This window comes from Streptomyces sp. NBC_01622 (assembly GCF_045209635.1).
In the GTDB taxonomy this organism is placed as follows: domain Bacteria; phylum Actinomycetota; class Actinomycetes; order Streptomycetales; family Streptomycetaceae; genus Streptomyces.
On the sequence record NZ_CP109293.1, the window covers coordinates 1,278,654 to 1,296,978 of the forward strand.

The 18,325-nt window shown below is 70.3% G+C and carries 16 protein-coding genes and 1 pseudogene; 11 read left to right on the forward strand and 6 right to left on the reverse strand.

Translation table 11 applies throughout. The features are described 5' to 3' along the window. The first annotated feature begins 48 nt into the window (after positions 1 to 48). From OH768_RS05890 to OH768_RS05910, 5 genes are read left to right on the forward strand one after another with little or no spacing between them, the layout of a single operon-like run. Entirely contained in the window at positions 49 to 1,137 is a 1,089-nt protein-coding gene (locus OH768_RS05890) for a mandelate racemase/muconate lactonizing enzyme family protein (RefSeq protein WP_406450744.1), read from the forward strand. Then, positions 1,134 to 2,198 (forward strand): ABC transporter permease, encoded by a 1,065-nt coding sequence (locus OH768_RS05895; protein ID WP_406450746.1) that lies wholly within the window; start codon positions 1,134 to 1,136, stop codon positions 2,196 to 2,198. Before OH768_RS05890 ends, OH768_RS05895 begins: the two co-directional genes overlap by 4 nt. Further along, positions 2,195 to 3,235, forward strand: coding sequence for an ABC transporter permease (locus tag OH768_RS05900; RefSeq protein WP_406450748.1), 1,041 nt, complete (start codon positions 2,195 to 2,197; stop codon positions 3,233 to 3,235). The genes OH768_RS05895 and OH768_RS05900 overlap by 4 nt, the downstream gene beginning before the upstream one ends. Next, a complete protein-coding gene (locus tag OH768_RS05905; protein ID WP_406450750.1) occupies positions 3,232 to 4,758 on the forward strand; it encodes a sugar ABC transporter ATP-binding protein in 1,527 nt (508 codons plus the stop codon). Before OH768_RS05900 ends, OH768_RS05905 begins: the two co-directional genes overlap by 4 nt. Beyond that, entirely contained in the window at positions 4,755 to 5,078 is a 324-nt protein-coding gene (locus OH768_RS05910) for an L-rhamnose mutarotase (protein WP_406450752.1), read from the forward strand. Before OH768_RS05905 ends, OH768_RS05910 begins: the two co-directional genes overlap by 4 nt. Here the strand turns inward: OH768_RS05910 and OH768_RS05915 are convergent. The 6 genes from OH768_RS05915 to OH768_RS05940 all read right to left on the reverse strand — a co-directional run bounded on the left by OH768_RS05915 (position 5,068) and on the right by OH768_RS05940 (position 13,985). Further along, positions 5,068 to 5,796 (reverse strand): GntR family transcriptional regulator, encoded by a 729-nt coding sequence (locus tag OH768_RS05915; RefSeq protein ID WP_406450754.1) that lies wholly within the window; start codon positions 5,794 to 5,796, stop codon positions 5,068 to 5,070. The genes OH768_RS05910 and OH768_RS05915 overlap by 11 nt on opposite strands. A gap of 71 nt (positions 5,797 to 5,867) precedes the next feature. Next, a complete protein-coding gene (locus OH768_RS05920; RefSeq protein ID WP_406450756.1) occupies positions 5,868 to 7,427 on the reverse strand; it encodes an MFS transporter in 1,560 nt (519 codons plus the stop codon). A 93-nt stretch (positions 7,428 to 7,520) separates the two neighbouring features. Beyond that, positions 7,521 to 10,727: a TIM-barrel domain-containing protein gene (locus OH768_RS05925; protein WP_406465153.1), complete on the reverse strand. Its 3,207-nt coding sequence runs from the start codon at positions 10,725 to 10,727 to the stop codon at positions 7,521 to 7,523. A gap of 286 nt (positions 10,728 to 11,013) precedes the next feature. Continuing rightward, entirely contained in the window at positions 11,014 to 12,615 is a 1,602-nt protein-coding gene (locus OH768_RS05930) for a flavin-containing monooxygenase (RefSeq protein WP_406450758.1), read from the reverse strand. 2 nt (positions 12,616 to 12,617) lie between these two features. Beyond that, on the reverse strand, positions 12,618 to 13,082 hold the full coding sequence (locus tag OH768_RS05935; RefSeq protein WP_359612545.1) for a cupin domain-containing protein: 465 nt from the start codon (positions 13,080 to 13,082) through the stop codon (positions 12,618 to 12,620). A gap of 117 nt (positions 13,083 to 13,199) precedes the next feature. Beyond that, positions 13,200 to 13,985 carry an IclR family transcriptional regulator gene (locus tag OH768_RS05940; protein WP_406450760.1) on the reverse strand — a complete coding sequence of 262 codons (786 nt, stop codon included), beginning with the start codon at positions 13,983 to 13,985 and terminating at the stop codon, positions 13,200 to 13,202. 64 nt (positions 13,986 to 14,049) lie between these two features. Between OH768_RS05940 and OH768_RS05945 the strand changes: the two genes are divergently transcribed. From OH768_RS05945 to OH768_RS05970, 6 genes and pseudogenes are all read left to right on the forward strand, one after another. Then, on the forward strand, positions 14,050 to 14,817 hold the full coding sequence (locus tag OH768_RS05945) for an SDR family oxidoreductase (protein ID WP_406450762.1): 768 nt from the start codon (positions 14,050 to 14,052) through the stop codon (positions 14,815 to 14,817). Then, on the forward strand, positions 14,817 to 15,320 hold the full coding sequence (locus tag OH768_RS05950) for a cupin domain-containing protein (RefSeq protein ID WP_406450764.1): 504 nt from the start codon (positions 14,817 to 14,819) through the stop codon (positions 15,318 to 15,320). The genes OH768_RS05945 and OH768_RS05950 overlap by 1 nt, the downstream gene beginning before the upstream one ends. Then, on the forward strand, positions 15,317 to 16,195 hold the full coding sequence (locus tag OH768_RS05955; RefSeq protein ID WP_406450766.1) for an alpha/beta fold hydrolase: 879 nt from the start codon (positions 15,317 to 15,319) through the stop codon (positions 16,193 to 16,195). The genes OH768_RS05950 and OH768_RS05955 overlap by 4 nt, the downstream gene beginning before the upstream one ends. Then, positions 16,192 to 17,127, forward strand: coding sequence for a 2,3-dihydroxyphenylpropionate 1,2-dioxygenase (locus OH768_RS05960; protein ID WP_406450768.1), 936 nt, complete (start codon positions 16,192 to 16,194; stop codon positions 17,125 to 17,127). Before OH768_RS05955 ends, OH768_RS05960 begins: the two co-directional genes overlap by 4 nt. Before the next feature lie 42 nt (positions 17,128 to 17,169). Further along, a complete protein-coding gene (locus tag OH768_RS05965) occupies positions 17,170 to 17,706 on the forward strand; it encodes a GNAT family N-acetyltransferase (RefSeq protein ID WP_406450770.1) in 537 nt (178 codons plus the stop codon). 144 nt (positions 17,707 to 17,850) lie between these two features. Then, positions 17,851 to 18,306: pseudogene (locus OH768_RS05970) on the forward strand (cupin domain-containing protein); the annotation flags it as partial. Positions 18,307 to 18,325 lie beyond the last annotated feature (19 nt).

Here is an 18,325-nt window from a genome sequence, read left to right on the forward strand (position 1 = left end):
CGCCCCGATCCCCGACACCGAACCCACGACAGAAATCGGAACCGCCGGATGAGCATCATCACGACCGCGACCGCCAGGCTGGTCGACATCGCCGTCGAACAGGACCGCACCGACGCCGTCCAGTCGTTCGTCAAACAGGAGACGGTCCTGGTCGACGTCCAGACGTGGGACGGCGCCACGGGAACCGGCTACTCCTACACCATCGGCACCGGCGGCACCTCCGTACTGGCCCTGCTGCGCGACCACCTGCTGCCCGCCCTCGTCGGACAGGACGCCCGCAACATCGAGGCGCTGTGGCAGCGGCTGTTCGCGCTGACCCGGGCGACCAACACCGGAGCCATCACCTCGCTCGCCCTCGCCGCCGTGGACACCGCCCTGTGGGACCTGCGCTCCAGGCGGACGGGCGAGCCCCTGTGGCGACTGGCCGGCGGCCACCGCCAGGAGGTGCCGGTCTACGACACCGAGGGCGGCTGGCTCCATCTGAGCACCGAGGAACTGGTCAAAGGCGCCCTGCGTGCCCAGGAGTCGGGCTGGGCGGGCGTCAAGATCAAGGTGGGCAAGCCGCACCCCGCCGAGGACGCGGAACGGCTGCGTGCCGTACGCGAGGCCGTCGGCCCCTCGCTGCACATCATGACCGACGCCAACCAGTCGCAGACGGGTTCCTCGGTGCTGCGGCTCGCGGCGGCGCTGGAGCCGTACGACCCGTACTGGCTGGAGGAGCCGCTGCCCGCGGACGACATCAGCGGTCACGTCCGGCTCGCGGCGGCGACCCGCATCCCCGTCGCCGTGGGCGAGTCCATGTACTCGCTGATGCAGTTCCGCTCCTATCTGGAGGCCGGTGCCGCCTCCGTCGTGCAGGTCGACGCGGCCCGGATCGGTGGCATCACCCCGTGGCTGAAGGTCGCGCACCTGGCGGAGAGCCACAACGTCATGGTCTGCCCGCACTTCCTGATGGAGCTGCACGTCAGCCTCGCCGCCGCGGTACCCAACGGCCAATACGTCGAGTACATACCTCAGTTGAGGGCGGTGACCCGGACCGAGCTGACCATCCGCGACGGCATGGCGGTGGCCCCGGACGTACCGGGCATCGGTATCGACTGGGACCCGGACGCGCTGGACGACCGGAGGGTGGCGTGACGACCGCCGTCGACCCGCCGGACACCGTCCCGGAGGAGCGAACGGCACCACGACGCCTGCCGTTCTGGGTCAACCAGCGGCTCGGCCTGCTGGTCCTGGTCATCGCGCTCAGTGTCCTGTTCGGCGTGCTGCGCCCGGCGTTCCTGGACCAGCGGCTGGTGCTCTTCCCGCTCCTGCGGGACGTCGCCACCCTGACCGTGGTCGCGCTCGCCCAGATGGCCGCCCTGTCCGTGGGCCACATGAACCTCGCGGTCGGCCGCATGGCGGCCTTCGGCGCGCTGTTCGCGGGCCTCGGCTACGACCGCCTTGGCGTCCCCATGCAGGTGGGTCTGCTCCTGTGCCTGGCCGCCGGTGCCGCCGTCGGCGCACTCACCGGCTGGCTCATCGCCCGCACCGGAGTCAGCTCCTTCGTCGTCACCCTGGCCATGGACTTCGCCCTCCTCGGCCTGGTCTCCCTCCTCTACTCGGCCCTCACCGACGACGCCGCCTTCACCACCCGTCCCTCCGGCGTCGACGCCCTGCGCTCCTACTCCCTCGCCGACATCTGCGCGGGCCCGATCTGCGGTTCCCCCGCCGTACCGCAGATCGCCCAGTTCACCGTCCTCGCCATGCTCGGCCTCGGTTTCCTCTACGGCAGTACGCGCATCGGCCGCGAACTGCTGCTCACCGGCGCCAACCCGGCCGCCGCGGAGCTGTCCGGCATCCCCACCGGGCGCCGGGTCCTGCTCGCGCACACGCTCTCCGGGCTGCTCGCCGCGCTCGCCGGCTTCATGGCTGCGGCCGGCACGGGCACGTTCCGCGCCTCCATCGGCGACGACTTCATGCTGCCCTCCTTCCTCGGCGCGGTGCTCGGCGGCACCCTGCTCACCGGCGGGGTGGTGTCGGTGCTGGGCACGCTGCTGGGCACCGCCCTGGTCGGTGTGATCCGCAAGGGGCTCGATCTGCTCGGCGTCGGCCTGGAGAGCCTGAACATCTATCTCGGCTGCGTCCTGCTGCTGGCCCTGTCGGCGGACCGGATCCGCGCCGTGGTGTCCTATCGCAAGGTGGTGCGCTCCACATGAACCGCGTGAACACGGTTGTCGGTCAAGGGAGTTGGGCCGCCGGGGCGCTGCGCCGGTTCTCCCGCTCCACGGCGGCGATGCTGCTCGCCGTGGTCGTGGCCGGGTATGTGGCGCTGGGCATCGCCTCGTCGGGCGCCTTCTTCGAAGGCCCCTCGGTGCGGGTCTTCCTCCAGTACCTGGCCACGCCCATCCTCATCGGCCTGGCCCAGATGGTGGCGCTGTGCGTGGGTCAACTCAACCTCGCCGTCGGCGCGTTGGGCGGTTTCACCGCCTGTCTGATGGGTGTCCTCATGGCCGACCACGGTGTGCCCGCCGAAGTCGCCGTGCTTCTCGGCCTGTTGACCGCGACGGCCGTCGGGCTGGCGACCGGTGTCGTCATCGTCGCCACGCAGATCAACGGGTTCATCGTCACCCTCGCCACGATGACGATCCTGCTCGGAGCGCAGTACCGGCTCACCGGCACCCGTACCGTCGACGGCTACTCGCGCACCCTGCGCGACCTGGGCACGGCGGCGCCGCTGAACATCCCGCTCGTCTTCGTCACCGCGCTCGTCGCGGCGGCGCTGCTGGCCGCCTTCATGTACCGCACGGTCGCGGGCCGCCGGCTCCTCGCCGCGGGCGGCAACCCCCTCGCCGCCCGGCTGTCCGGGATCTCCACCGACCGGCAGATCGTGGTCGCGCACACGCTGTCCGGACTGCTGGTCGGCGTAGCCGCGGTGACGGCCACGGCCTCGCTGCCGGGCGTCAACCGCAGCGTCGGCGGCGACTGGCTGCTGCCGAGCTTCGCCGCACCGATCATCGGTGGCGTGGCGCTCACCGGCGGTTCCGTCGCGGTGTTGGGGACCGTGCTGGCGGCCTTCGTGACACGGCTCATCGACGCGGCGCGGGCACAGTTCTCCCTGGACCCGAGCTGGGTGAACCTCCTCATCGGCCTGGTGGTCCTGGGGACGGTCGCCGGTGGCCGGCTGCACCAGACGCGCCTGGAGAAGAGCCCACAGCCACCAACTGCCCTGCCACAGCCGGGAGGTGCCCAGTGACTGACCCGGTCCTGCTCGAATGCGACGACCTGGTCAAGGTCTTCCCCGGTGTGCGTGCGCTGGACGGTGTGGGCCTACGGCTGACCGCCGGCACCGTCCACGCACTCCTCGGTGAGAACGGTGCCGGCAAGTCCACCCTCATCAAGGTCCTGACCGGGGTGCACTCCCCCGACAGCGGCACGCTCACCTGGTGCGGCCAACAGGTCCAGCCGCGCTCGCCGTTGGAGGCGACCCGTACCGGTATCGGTGTCGTCCACCAGGAACGCAATCTGATCCCGGGCTTCTCGGTGGCGGAGAACATCACCCTGCAGAACCCGCCCTCCCACCGCGGCCTGATCGACCGCGAGGCCATGACCGCACCGGCCCTGGCATGCCTCGCGGAGCTGGGAGTCGACCTCGATCCAAGGCAGCCGGTACGTGAACTGTCCGTCGCCCAGCAGCAGTTGGTGGAGATAGCCAAGGCCCTCCACACCGAGAGCCGGGTGCTGCTGCTGGACGAACCCACCGCTTCCCTCTCCCCGCAGGAGGCGGAGCACCTCTTCGAGGTGACCCGGCGGCTGGCCGGGCGGGGTGCCTGTGTGGTCTTCGTCAGCCACAAACTGGAGGAGGTGTTCGCGGTCTGCGACACGGTCACGGTGCTGCGCGACGGGAAGTCGGTACTGGAGTCCGCACCGCTGGCCGAGCACACCCACGACGGCATCGTCGGCCTCATGGTGGGCCGCGCCCACACGGCGACCGAGCTGCGCCCGCGCACGGTCGACCGCTCCGCCGTCCCGACTCTCGTACTGGACGCGGTGTCCACGGCCGCCGGCCACCGTGACATCAGCCTGGAGGTCCGCCCCGGGGAGATCGTCGGTCTGTACGGCCTGGTCGGCGCCGGGCGCAGCGAGTTGGTGAAGGCGGTGCTCGGCCTTGACCGCATCACCGGCGGCGAGGTCCGCGTGCACGGCAGGCCCGCCCGCATCACTTCACCGCGCCAGGCCCTGCACGAGTTCGGCATCGGATACGTCACCGAGAACCGCAAGGAGGAGGGCGTCTTCCTGGAGCAGCCCGTCGTCCGCAACATCACGGTGACGGTGTGGCAGCGGCTCGCCAAGGCCCTCGGGTTCGTGTCGGCCCGCGAGGAACGCGACACCGCCCAGGATCTCGTCGACCGGCTCGGCATCCGGGTCTCGGGACTCCAGCAGAACGCCGGTGAACTCTCGGGCGGGAACCAGCAGAAGGTCAGCCTCGCCAAGTGGCTGGCCGCGGATACCCGGTTGCTGGTCATCGACGAACCGACCGTGGGCGTCGACGTCCGTACCAAGCGGGCCTTCCACGAACTGATCTGGGACCTGGCCGCCGACGGCCTGCCCATCCTCCTCATCAGCAGCGACCTCGCGGAGATGGTCACCCTCGCCGACCGCATCGTCGTCATGACGGACCACCGCGTCCGCGGCGAGGTCGACAACGACCGCGACTACGACCGGGTGAGCGGCCGGGTGATCCGCCTGATCCACGACCGCGACGCGGTGCGCTCATGAGGCGCGTGGCCCAGGTCATCGCCGTACGGCCGGAACTGCTGGACGAATACCGGGAGTTGCACCGCGCCGTGCCCCAGCCGGTGCTCGACCGGATCCGGCGCAGCCACATCTCCAACTATTCGATCCATCTGCTGGGCGACCGCCTGTTCAGCTACTTCGAGTACCACGGCGACGATCTCGCGGCGGACCTGGCCGCGATGGCCGAGGACGAAGCCACCCGACGGTGGTGGAAGCTCACCGCACCCTGCCAGGTGCCCGTGCCGGAGGCGGCGCCCGGTGAATGGTGGGCCACGGCGGAGCAGGTGTTCCTCATGGAGTAGCCGGCCCGTCGTCGCCGTCGTCGATCTGCCGCTCCAGACTCCGGGTGAGATGCTCCGTCATCGCCTCGGCCGCCCGCTCGGGGTTGCGGCGCAGGATCGCGCGGACGATCCGTTCGTGCTCCGCGACGGTCGGGCCCTCGGCGCCGACCACCTTGCTGAGCCGGAAGATGTGCAGATGGGCGTGGAGCCTCTCCACCGCGTCCGCGAGCAGCGGCCGGTGCGTGGCCTGTCCGATCGCCTCGTGGAAACGCTGGTCGAGAGCCGCGAAGTCACGGTAGGACGCGTACCGGCCCTTGGGGCTCGGGTGGGCCTGCAGTTCCTCGACGATCCGCTCAAGGCCGTCGAGTTGCACCTCGGTGGCGTTCACCGCGGCCAGCGCGGCTGCCCTGGGTTCCAACAGCAGCCGCATCTCGAAGAGTTCCTCAAGACCCCGGCGGGTCAGCAACTGTGTGGCCCGGTATCCGGAGAGCGCGCGCTTCACCACCAGGCCCTCGGACTCCAGGCGGGCCAGCGCCTCCCGGACGGGGGTCGGCGAGACCTTGAGCGTGCGGGCCAGTGAATCGATGCCGACACGTGCGCCGGGGGCGATCTCGTGGTCCATGACCATCGCCTTGATGCTCTCGTACACGCTGTCCGACAGCGCCTGCCGGACGGGCGGCATGCTCAGCTCGTCGCCTTCGTCCGGGACTCCGGCCACGGAAGGGCTGTGCGGCGGCATCCCCACTCCCCCTCAAGGCTTGCTGTATCCGCCCAGTTTAGCCAGTGCCAGGTGGGCGGAGCGGGCCACCGTCACCCCGCCTCCGCCGGCACCGCCGCTTCCCCGCTCTTCTCGGTCAGGTCGAGGCTGCTGCGCAGGCTGACCGGCTTCAGCAGGATCGCGGCGATCACCGCGAGCACGGCCGCCCCGGCGGAGAGCAGGAAGATCTGTGCCGTGGCGTCTCCGTAGGCGACCCGGACGATCTCCCGTACGGCGACGGCGTCCGATCCGGTGGCGGTGCTCCGCAGTCCCGCGCCGGCGAGACCGTGCGCGATCTGGTCCTGGACGTGCCGGGCCAGTACGGCGCCGAGCACGGAGACACCGATCGTGCCGCCGAGCGAACGGAAGAAGGACACCGTGGAACTGGCCGCGCCGATGTCCTTCAGCGGCACGGTGTTCTGCACGACGAGCACCAGGTTCTGCAGCGTCATCCCGACGCCCATCCCGACGCACAGCATCTCCACACTCAGCAGGAGGATCGGCGTCCTGGAGTCGAGGGTGCCGAGACCGGCGAAACCGACCGTGAGCAGGACGGCGCCGGTGATGATGAACGGCTTGATCTTCCCGGTCCTGCTGATCAGCCGCCCCGCGACCGTGGAGGCGATGAGGATGCCCGCCATCATGGGAATCGTCAGCAGACCGGCCTCGGTCGGACTGTGCCCGCGGCTGAGCTGGAAGTACTGGCTGAGGAAGACGGCGGCGCCGAACATCGCCGTACCGACGGCGAGGCTGCCGACGATCGCCAGGGCCGTCGTCCGCTGCCGCACGATGCCGAGCGGTACGACGGGTTCGGCGGCCCGCGACTCCACCCACACGGCGACGGCGATCAGCGCCAGACCGCCGCCCACCATGGCCCCGGTCTGCCAGGAGGCCCAGCCGAAGGAGTTGTCGACGAAGGACACCCACACCAGCAGCACACTGACTCCGGCGGCGATCAGGGTCGCGCCCAGGTAGTCGATCCTGACGTTCTCACGGCGGATGACGGGCAGGTTCAGCGTCCGCTGGAGGAGGAACAGGGCTACGACGGCGATCGGCACGCCGATGAAGAAGCACCACCGCCACCCCAGCCACGAGGTGTCGACGACGACCCCGCCGAGCAGTGGCCCGCCGATGGTCGAGGTCGCCGTGACACTGCTCAGGTAGCCGCTGTAGCGACCGCGCTCGCGGGGCGGGATCATCGCCGCCAGGGATATCTGGACGAGGGCCTGCACACCTCCCACGCCGACACCCTGCAGGGCCCGCGAGGCGATGAGCTGGCCTGCGGTCCGGCTGATCCCGGAGGCCAGGGCGCCCAGCACGAACACGGCGATGGACGCCTGCACGAGGGCCTTCTTGCTGAACAGGTCGGCGAGCTTGCCCCAGATCGGTGTCGTCGCCGTGGTGGTGAGGAGGGTCGCGGTGACGACCCACGTGTACTGGGTCTGCGATCCGTGCACCGCCCCGATGATCTTCGGCAGCGCGCTGGAGACGACCGTACTGCTGAGGGTCGACACGAACAGCGCGAGCAGCAGCCCGCTGAGCGCCTTCAGCACCTTCCGGCGGGCCGCGGGGGACGTCTGCGTGGGACTCGCCCCGTTCACTGCCGTGCTCATCCGACGAACCCCCAGCGACCGGCTCGCTATACACCGCGTATGGCGACAGCGCCTCACCATACATGGCGTATAGCGACGGGAGACAGGTAGTGGTCAACTGCACGTCACGGTGATCGACGCGTGCAGGCCGCGCGGAGGCAGCGTGAGCGTCAGAGTTCGGGTCGCTGGGTCGAAGTGGTAGTTGTCGTGGGACAGTTGGAACCCTCCTACGCGCACGGTGCTCGGGGCGGTGACGCCGAGCAGGGAGACCGTCCACTGCCGGGTGCTGACCTGGCCGTGGAAGGTCCCGGTGGTGGGACTGATCGTCAGCGTGTGCTTGGCGCCGTTCTGCCGGTACCGGATCCTCGTGGTGGCCGTGTGGCCGCGTCCGGTGGTGGTTCCGTCGTCCTCGTAGAGGGAGGAGGAGCCGGAGGCGCCCGCGGCGACGGTGAGTGTGACCTTGGTCAGCGGGGCCTTGTCGTCGCTGGTGACGTTGTTCGTGCGGGTCGGGACGACGGAGCCCGCCTTGACGAACACCGGCATGGTGTCGAGGCCGGAGGTGATGTTCTGGGTGGTGCCGCCCGCGTAGGTCTGTCCGGTGAAGTAGTCGGTCCACTGGCTGCCGGGCGGGAACCACACCGAGGTCGTGGCCGTGGTGCCGGGCGTGGTGACGGGGGCGACGAGCATGTCGGGGCCGTAGAAGTACTCGCTGCCCGAAGTGGCGTACGCCTGCGGCTCGTTGGGGTATTCCAGGTAGGTCGGGCGGGTGACGGGGACGCCGGTGGTGTTGGCCTGCTGGGCGAGTGAGTAGGTGTAAGGCACGAGGTTCTCGCGCAGGTTGAGGAACTTGTCCGCCGAGGCGCGGGCCGCGGTGCCGTACTGCCAGGGCAGGCGGTCGCTGTGGTTGCTGTGCAGGCGGTCGACGGGCTGGAAGGTGCCGAGCTGGACCCAGCGGGCGTACATGTCGTCGGGGAGTTTGTGCGTGGTGTGGGTCGTGCCGTCGGAGGTGTAGGTCTCCGAACCGGTCAGGTTCGTGGTGTCGTTGTGGCCGCCGATGTCGTGGCTGATCGCCGACAGGCCGGTGGCTGCCGCTTCGCCGGGGGTGTAGCCGACCTCCGCCTTCAGAGTGCCCCAGGTGGAGGAGGTGTCGCCGGTGAAGTGGACGGTGGTGCGCTTGTCGGCCCACGGTCCGGTCGGCAGACCCTGCTGGCCGCTGTAGCCGCCCGCCTGGAGGGAGCCGTAGGCGCGGGAGACGACGAAGCCGCGGCCGACGGTCTTGTCGGCGTCCGTGGCGTACTGCTGGTTGATCCACGCGTCGGGAGTGACGCCCGGCAGCGAGGACTGGGAGTTGTCGCAGCACCAGTCCGGCCACCAGAAGTCGTTGCCCTGCTCGTCCATGGTCCGGTGCAGGTCCATGTACGCCTTGAGCTGGTCGGGATCGCCCCAGTCGAAGGTGTAGCAGTCCCCCGGGCCGCTGTTCGCGGAGGGGGCGCAACCGCCCTTGTGCAGCTTGCCCTTGGCGGTTGCCTGGGCCTGGGCGAACTGCGGGTCGCCGCTGAGGATGCTCGGGTGGACGTTGAGTGTGTTGTGCAGGCCCTGGGCGGCGGACCAGTCGAAGAACCCTTTCGGATCAGGGAACTTGGACGTGTCGATCTCCCAACCGCTCCAGGTGTTCGGTGACTTGAAGTCGGTGTCGGTCACCAGGACGTCCAGGGGTACGCCCTCGGCGCGGAAGGCGGGCAGGATCCTGTTCTCGTAGTCGGCGGCGGTGCGGTCGATGTACTCCGAGTACCAGACGCCGTAGGCCCATTGGGGAAGGAGTTGGGGCGGCCCGGTGAGGGTGGCCAGGTCGGACAGGGCCTGTTTGTAGTCGTGGCCGTAGCCGAAGACATAGCCGTCCTGGTACGGCGTGCCGCCGTGGGACGGGCGTGGGGTGACCTGGCGGGTGCCGGTGTCGTAGAGGGCCGAGACGGTGTCGTCGAGCAGGTACCAGCCGTCCTTGTACAGCAGGCCGGGTGTGGTGGCCGGGGTGCCGTTGTCGCCGTTGACGCCGTCGAGGCTGCGGCGGTAGCCGCCGAGCGCCGAGTGCGGTTGCGGAGGCGGTGAGTCGGCGGCGGTGACGGAGACCGTGTCGAGGTTGACGTGGCAACTCGCCGCGTCCGGACAGCCGACGGAGATGTCGTTGGCTCCGGCCTTGAGGGTGACGGGGACCGAGGCGGTCTGCCAGGTGTCCCAGTTGCCGGTGACGGGCAGCGACAGGGTCTTCGTGGTGCCGCCGGAGGACACTGTCGCCGTCCGGGTCTGGTAAAGCCCGTCGCGGCCGGTGGCGTTGGCGTAGCGGACCTGCAACGCGTAGGTGCCGTCGGCCGGTACGCCGACCACGTGGGTCAACAGGCCTGCCCCCTGGTTCAGTTCGGCGAGGAAGCCGCTGCCGGAGTAGCCGGTGTGGTCGGTGGCCGTGATCGCCGAACCGGAGGCGCGGTCGGCCTCGGCCTCGCAGTTGGCGCCGAATCCGCAGCCGGTGATCGCGGTCGTCGACGTCGGCGGATAGCCGTCGCCCTCGTCGACCAGGGCCACGCTGTCGATGTTGACGTCGCCGGAGTCCGCGGCGGTCCTCGTCAGCGCGATCGTGTGGTGGCCGGCGCCCAGTTGTACCGCGCCGCTCGCCAGACCCCAGGTGTTCCAGTTCGCGGTGACGGGCAGGCTCACCGACTCGTTCGCGCCGCCATCCACCGACAGCGTGAGAGTGCGCGTCGTGTTCTGGCCGTCGCCGCCGAGGGAGTTGGCGTAGCGGATGTCGAACCGGTACATCCCCGACGTGGTGACATCGACGTCGGCCGACAGGGAGTCGCCCGTCCCCTCGAAGCCGGCCAGGAATCCGGAGCCGGTGTAACCGGAGTGGTCCGAGGCCACGCCCGGCCCGCTGTGCGGCAGTTGCTCGGCCTCGCACAGGGCGCCCAGGCCGCAGGTGAGCCGCTGCCACGGCGTGGCGTCGACAGACGACCCGCCGGCCGACAGGCGCACGGAGAGGTTCTGGGCGTCGAAGGGCCCGGAACCCACCTGGTAGCGCAGGGTGAGCGCGCTCGTGCTGATGGTCAGCCAGCCGTCGGACGTGCTGGAGGTGTACGAGGCCGGTGCGAACGCGGTGCGGCCGATCGCGTTGAATGTCGCGCTGTCGGTGAACTTCCCGTCCTGCGCGTACTCGGTGCGTATCAGGGTCGGGGACAGGACCTGGAAACGTGCGTTGCCGGAGGTCACCGACGCGGGTCGGTGGATCGTCGGTGCGTCGGCCGACGCCTCTCCGGTACCGGTCACCGTCATGGCCGCCAGGCTGCTCACCAGGGCGATGCCCGTGAGACGTCTTCGCAGGAAACGCATCGTGCGTAACGCTGATCTTCTTCTCATGGACAGCTCCGTCCTGAAGCGGGTGTGTCGGTCGCCGTGCACGCCTGGTGGAAACTGCCGCCGGCCGACATCGTTGTCAAGCCCCGCCGTTCACATCCGTCGGCATCCGCGCGAGCGGGTCCGCCCCGGCACACGTGGGGCGTGTGCGCCAAGGCGGACGGCGGCAGCTGCGGGCAGGCGCGGTCTGGCCACTCGGTTCGTCTCAGCCCTGCGGCGAAGATCTCGTCAGGCTCTGGTCCGGCACACTCCCCCGTCCCGCCCCCGGAGCCGAACCACCCGGGCCGGTCACCATACGGAGGTGTGATCGGTCCGGGTCCCCGGAGTCGGTCTGCGCCAGGCGCTTGAGCAGCTTCGGGGTCAGCCCTCGGTACGCGGCCGGGTCGACCGGGCCGAGCCAGTGGGCGGCGCGGACGAGCGGGCTGATGTTGAGGTCGAGGTCGCTCAGTACTTCGTCGGCGTTGTGCATCGAGAACGGGATGATCTTGGTGCCGCGGCAGTGGTGGGTGTCGGTGGCAACGTCCATGAAGGCCAGTTGCTCGACGACCGCGTGTCTCATGGTGTCGGTGTCGGGTGTCTCCAGCGCGGCGGCGAGGTCGGCCGCGATCCACAGGGCGGCGAGCTCGGCGTTGAGCGGGCTGAAGAAGGAGGAGTTGTAGCCGTTGAAGTACAGGCCCCGGACCCCGAGTGGCAGGATCTGGCGGTAGAGCATGAAGTTGCCGCGCTCGTCGAGGAGTTGGGCACGCACTTGCTCGGGCAGGAACGGGACGCCCTGGGTGAAGCCGGTGGCGCAGACCACCAGGTCGGCGGGGAGCAGGGTGCCGTCGGAGAGGCGGGCGGAGGGGGCGCCGTCCACGACGAGGAGCCGCTCGATGGTGCGGTCCCGGTGCACGGTGATGTCGCCCGCGGTGACGGCCTCGAAGAAGCCCTCGGTCGCGAGCCCGATGGCGCCGCGCACGATGTCCTCCATCGCCCCCTCGGGCTCCAGGTCGAGCCGCTTGAGGCCGAGTTGACGTATGGACACGGTGCCGATGGAGTTGATCATCCGACGGCGCAGGCCGTTGCCGGGGCCGTGCAGGAAGCGTTCGAAGCCGCGCAGGCGGATGTACCGGAACAGCGCTTCGCCGAGCCGGGTGAGCAGCAGCATCTTGAAGTTCAGCCGGCCGCCGATCTTCCGCGGGACCTTCCACAGCAGTTGGCGCGCGATCACATCGGTGCGGGCGGCGACGGCGCTGATCGGCACGGCCACGTCGCAGGCCGATTTGCCGTAGCCGACGACGAGGACGTCACGGCCCCGGGCCTGCTCGGCGTCGTGGAACTCGGTGCCTGCGCACACCTGGCCGCCGGCCTCGGTGAACTCCGCCAGGCCGTCGAACTCCGGTACGGCGGGTTCGCAGAACACCCCATTGGCGACGACGAGTCGGTCGTAGGTCTCCGCGGTGTGCGTGCCTGCGGCGTCGCGGTACTCGACGTTCCACGTGCCGTCGTCGGCCGGCTCGGCAGAGACCACCTCGGTGCTCAGGCGCAGTGCGGGTTCGAGTCCGAAGTGGGCGGTGTAGTCGGCGAGGTAGGACTGGACCTGGGCGCCGTCGGGCCACTCCGGGAAGTCCTTGGACATGGGGAAGTCGGAGAAGGAGTACTGCGCCTTCGGGCTCTGTGTCGTCACTCCCGGGTAGCGGCGCGTCCGGCTCCACACGCCGCCCACGTCCGGCGTCTTCTCGAACACGTGCGTCTGGTGCCCGGCCTGGGTGAGCACCTTCGCGGTGACCAGGCCGGCGACACCGGCACCGATGATGGCGATCCTCATGGTCACGCGACCTCGGGCGGGAGTTGGAGCTCGATGCCGAAGTCGGCCATGATCTTCTTCATCAGCCCGATGTCCTTCGGTCCCGGCGGCATCTCCGCGAGCGCCTGGTAGTAGCCCTCCAGACCGGCGGGCGAGACGACGGAGATGACGCGCGACTCCTCCGGGTAGGGGTTGCGGAAGGCGTGGACCACGTCGCGCGGCAGATAGAGGTAGTCGCCGTGTTCGAGGACGAAGTCCCTGCCGCCGAGGTGCACGTCGAGCCGTCCGGCCAGACAGATGAAGGACTCGTCCTCGCGCGTGTGCAGATGCGGCGGCGGTCCGTCGGTCTCCGGCGGGACCGTGTACTCGAACAGCGAGTACGCGTCGCGTGTCGCCGCGCCGTCCGCCTTGAGGGTGATGCCGAGCCCGATCGCCGCGATCTTGTGTCCGTCGCGGGAGGGCAGCATGTAGCCACCGCCTAGAGTCACCGTCGTCTCCTTCCGGTCGCCACCGCGGCCGTCCGACCGCGGCGCTGATCCGCTGCGCCCAGCGTGGTTTCGACGCGGTCGATGCGCAATGACCCAGTCCCACGGGCTGGGACGATTTCAGCGGCGGGTGCTGTAGGCCCGGGAGGCCGCCGCGGCGGCGAGCCGCACAGCCGGCCCGGCCCGGTCGGCGCGGACCAGGGCGGTGGGTCCGGTCACGGACAGGGCCGCGGCGACGTCGCCGTCCGGGCCGAAGATCGGGGCGGCGACGCAGCTCACGCCGATGTTGCCCTCCTCTCGTTCGACCGCCCAGCCCCTGGCCGGCACGGCGGTCAGCTCGCGGATGACGGCCTCCTTGGAGGTCAGCGTGCGCGGGTTGCGCGGCGGCGTTCCGGCGTCGAGCACGGCGTCGATGGTCGCGGTCTCGCTGTAGGCGAGGATGGCCCGGCCCAGCGCCGAGCAGTACGCCGGGACGATCCCGCCGACCTGGGAGAGCATCGGCATGGGACGGTGTCCGGTGATCTTCTCGACGACCAGGATCTGCGCGCCGTCCAGGACGCCGAGCTGCACGGTGTTCCTGGTCGCGGTGTGCAGGTCCTGCAGGTAGGGCAGGACGGCCTCCCGCAGTTCGAGCCGGATGGGCGCCAGGCTCGCGATCTCGAACAGCCTGTTGCCGATCCGGTAGTGGCCCTGGGGCTTGTCCAGCCAGCCGAGCCGGATCATCCGCTCTGCGGTGCGGTGCGTGGTCGACCGGGGCAGCCCGCAGCGGGCCACGAGCGCGGAGAGGGTCAGCTCGCGGTGTGCCGCGTCGAAGGCGCCGAGGATCGCCGCCGCGCGCTCCAGGCCCTTGGTCTCCATCGCGCCGTCCCGCGCAGTGGGACTCGTCCCTTGTTCTCCAGGGCTCATGCCGGTCACGCTAAGGCCGTCCCGCTCCGCGGACAAGGAGCGGATTCAGGAGGATGCCCACATCATGCGGACAGCATTGGTCGGCGGCGGTTCCAGCGGTATCGGTCACGCGATCGCCGAGCGCCTGGCAGGTGCGGGCGACCGGGTGGTGATCACCGGTCGGCACGCCGACTCCCTCGAAGCCGCGGCCGCCCGGCTCCGCGGCGCCGTGGCCGAAGTGCACGCCCTGGTGAGCGACATGGCCGACCCCGCCTCGGCAGCGGCGGCGATGGAAGAGGTCGAGCACCGCCACGGCGGCCTCGACGTGCTCGTGCTCAACGCGGGCGGTCCACCGCCCGGTGGGATCCTCGACCTCGACGACACGCGCTGGCGGGAGGCGTCCGAACTGTTGCTGCTCGGCCCGCTGCGGCTGGCCCGCCTGGCGATGCCGGGCATGGCGAAGCGCGGCTTCGGGCGGGTCGTGTTCGTGACGTCCACCGCGGTGCGCCAGCCCCAGCCCGACCTGGCCGCGTCCGTGGTGCTGCGTTCCGCGGTCACGGCCGCGGCCAAGCTGCTCTCCCTGGAGTTCGCGGCCGCGGGCGTCACCGTCAACTGCGTTGCTCCCGGCGCCACTTCGACCGAGCGGCGTAAGCAGATCCTGGCCAACCGGGCACGCGCGACACAACACGGTTTCGACGAACTGGACGCGCAGGACCTCGCGCGGATTCCGGCCGGGCGCGCCGCGCGGCCGGCGGAGATCGCGGCGGCCGTGGCGTTCCTGGCCTCCGACGACGCGGCATACATCAACGGGACCGTGCTCACGGTCGACGGCGGAAGGACGGAGACGATCTGATGGCGGCATCGGGATCCCGCTTCACCATGGCCGATTTCCTCGGCTCGCTCCACGACACCGTGCAGCCCGGTGCGGCACGGCCGGTCGTCGTGCACGCCGACGAGCTCGCACCCCTGCCGGCCGACCAGGTGCACAACCCGACCGTGCTGGCGATCGCCGGTCTGCTGCCGACGGCCACCTTCGAACTCTTCCGGCAGACCATCCCGCCGGGCCTGAGCTCGGACATGCAGCGCCATCATCACGAGACCGTGCACTTCGTCATCAGCGGGCGCGGCCACAGCGAGATCGAGGACGACACCGAGCCCTGGGCCGCCGGCGACTTCATCTACACCCCGCCCTGGACCTGGCACCGCCACTACAACGACTCGCAGACCGAGCCGGTCGAGTTCCTGACCATCGAGAACTCCCGCCTGCTGAACCTGCTGGGCGTCGGACGCCGGCAGAGCGCGGGACTGGCCACGGTCGCCGAGGCCCGCGCACGATTCAAGGAGGAGCAGGCATGAGCCCGTCGCCCGCCCACATCGGCATCTGGGGCGAACTGTCCGACGTGGAGCACGAGTTGCGCTTCGTCGACGTCGCCGGCGTCCGCACCCGGGTGCTGCGCGCGGGGTCCGGCCCCGACCTGATCCTGCTGCACGGCACCGGCGGACACCTGGAGGCCTACGCCCGGGACATCGCCGGGCTGGCCGCCGACTTCCGCGTCACCGCCTACGACATGGTCGGCCACGGCTGGTCCGACCTCCCCGACCGGCCTTACACGATCGACGTGCTCTCCGATCACCTGGTCGGCCTGATGGACGCGCTCGGTATCGACTCGGCGCACCTGTCCGGCGAATCGCTCGGCGGCTGGGTGACCGCGTGGACCGCGGCGTACCACCCCGACCGCGTCGAACGGCTCGTGCTCAACACCCCCGGGAACATCGCCAACAAGCCGGAGGTGATGGTCCGGATGCGCGAGAGCACCCTGGCCGCCGTCCGGGACCCGAGCGACGCGACCGTGCGCCGCCGTGTCGAGTTCCTCTTCCACGACACCTCGATGGTCACCGACGAGCTGGTGAACCTGCGACGCGCCGTCTACAGCCGCCCCGGCTTCCTGCGCGCGATCGAGAACACCCTGGTGCTCCAGGACCCCGAAGTGCGCAAGGACTTCGCCTGGGACCCCGCCTGGGTCGGCGGGATCACCGCGCCCACCCTGCTGCTGTGGACCGACCACGACCCGACCGGTGGACTCGACGAGGCGGCGCTGCTCCAGAGCTGGCTGCCCGACGCCCGCCTGCACGTGATCGAGGGCGCCGGTCACTGGCCGCAGTGGGAGAAGCCCCCCGAGTTCCTGCGCGCCCACCGCGACTTCCTGCTGCTCGGCAAGGACCCGGTATGAGCGAGATCATCGGCATGGTCGCCCTGTCCCACTCCCCCTTCGCCACCCTGCTGCCGCCAGCCGACCCCGAGCAGCCCGGCGGCCGGTTCCTCACCGAGGCGGCCCGCCTCTCCCGGGCGGTCGAGCGGCTCGCGCCCGACGCGGTCGTGGTCATCGGCCCCGACCACTTCCACGGGAACTTCTACGACGCCATGCCGCCGTTCCTCCTCGGTGTCGAGCACGCGACCGGATTCGGGGACTTCGGCAGCCGGTCGGGCCCCCTGCCCGTCGCCGGCGAACTGGCCTGGTCCGTGTACGACGGGCTCACCGGCGCGGGCTTCGACCTGTCGCTGTCCTACTCGCTGACCGTCGATCACGGACTCGTGCAGAGTTACGAGATGGTCTGCGCCGGCGCGGAGATACCGATGGTGCCGCTCGTCGTGAACACCGCCGCTCCCCCACTGCCGACCATGGAGCGCTGCATCGGCTTCGGCCGGGCCCTGGGCGACGCCCTGCGCGACGGCGACGGCACCGGCCGGGTGCTGATCATCGCGAGCGGCGGGCTCTCCCACTGGCTGCCCAGCAACGACCCCCGCGACCCGGCGATGGCCGAGGAGCGCCGGCACGCGGTGATCCACGGACGCGAGGCCCCCCGCGCCTTCTCGGTCGAGCGCGAGCACCGGGTACGGGAGATGGGCGGCAACCGGCACGCTCACGTCAACAGCGGGTGGGACCGCTGGTTCCTCAAGCAGTTGGGTACCGGAGAGTCCCGGCCGATCGCGGCCCTCGGCGACGCGGGTCTTGAGGAGCAGGCGGGCAGCGGGGGCCACGAGATCCGCACCTGGCTGATCGGACACGCCGCGGTACGGGCACCGCTGGTGTGGACCGCGTACGAGCCGGTCCCGGAATGGATCACCGGTATGGGCCTCGGCGCCACCTTCGAGGTGCGCTGACGTGACCGAGCCCGTCGCCCGGCCGACCCCTGGGCGGCGATCATGAGTCGTGGAACCGTCCCTCGCGCACAGCCGGTCCTGGCGAGCGAGCGTCTCACCCTGGCGCCGCTGGTCCCGGGCCACACCGAGGGACTTGTCGCGCTGTTCGCGGACCCGCGGGCCAGCCGCTACTTCCCGGTCGACTTCAGCGACGAACGGGCCGCGCGAGACCTCGTGGCCGGCCGGCTGGCCTACGCGGGCCCGCCCCAACTGGGCTACTGGACATGGCTGTTGGACGGGCAGGTGGTCGGACTGGGACACCTGCAACCGGCGCGGGACCTGCCCAGCCGGTTGATCGAGACCGGGTGGTGCGTGCGTCCCGACCTGTGGCGACAGGGCCTGGCCACGGAGGCGATCGGGGCGCTGCTGGACTACGCGCTGTCGGGCCTGCGCCTACCTGCCGTGTGGGCCCTGGTCGACAGCGGAAACACGCCGAGTATCGGGTTCGCCCACCGTTTGGGATTCCTGTCCGTGGGTGAGCGTCGGCTGGACGACGGGGTGGCCCAGGTCTTCGTCAGGACGGCCGACCACTCGCTCTGAACAGACGAACACCCCAGGCTTGCCGGGATCACGGAACAAGCATGCCCTCGTAATGAGAGTTGACTTGCATAACGAGAGCTGACCGTCTACATTCATGAGAGCCAACTCCAATAAACACAGCGGTCTCTCTTCCCGGAGGTTCAGATGACGGACGTCTCAGTGGTCGGCCCGGACGACGGCGAGTCGATCCAGCTCGGCCCGACCCGGATGCGGATCCTCGAAGACGGCGCCACGACCGACCACCGCCTCGGTATCGGGGAGATCACGCTCGCCCCGCACACCGACGGTCCGCCGCAGCACCGGCACGCCCGGCACGACGAGGGCTTCTACGTCGTGTCCGGCGCAGCCCGGTTCACCGTCGGCGAGACCGTGTACGACGCGCCCGCCGGAACACTGGTCATGATCCCGCCCGGCGCCCCGCACACCTTCGCCAACCCGACCGACGGCACCACGGTCCTGCTCAACACGTTCACCCCGGACCTGTACGTCAACTACTTCCGGGACCTGCGCGACATGATCGCCGACGGCCGGCAGCTTACCGACGAGGCGACGGTCGAGGCGATGAGCCGGTACTCCACCGAACCGTCCACCGACTTCGCCCGACCACCCGCACCTGCGA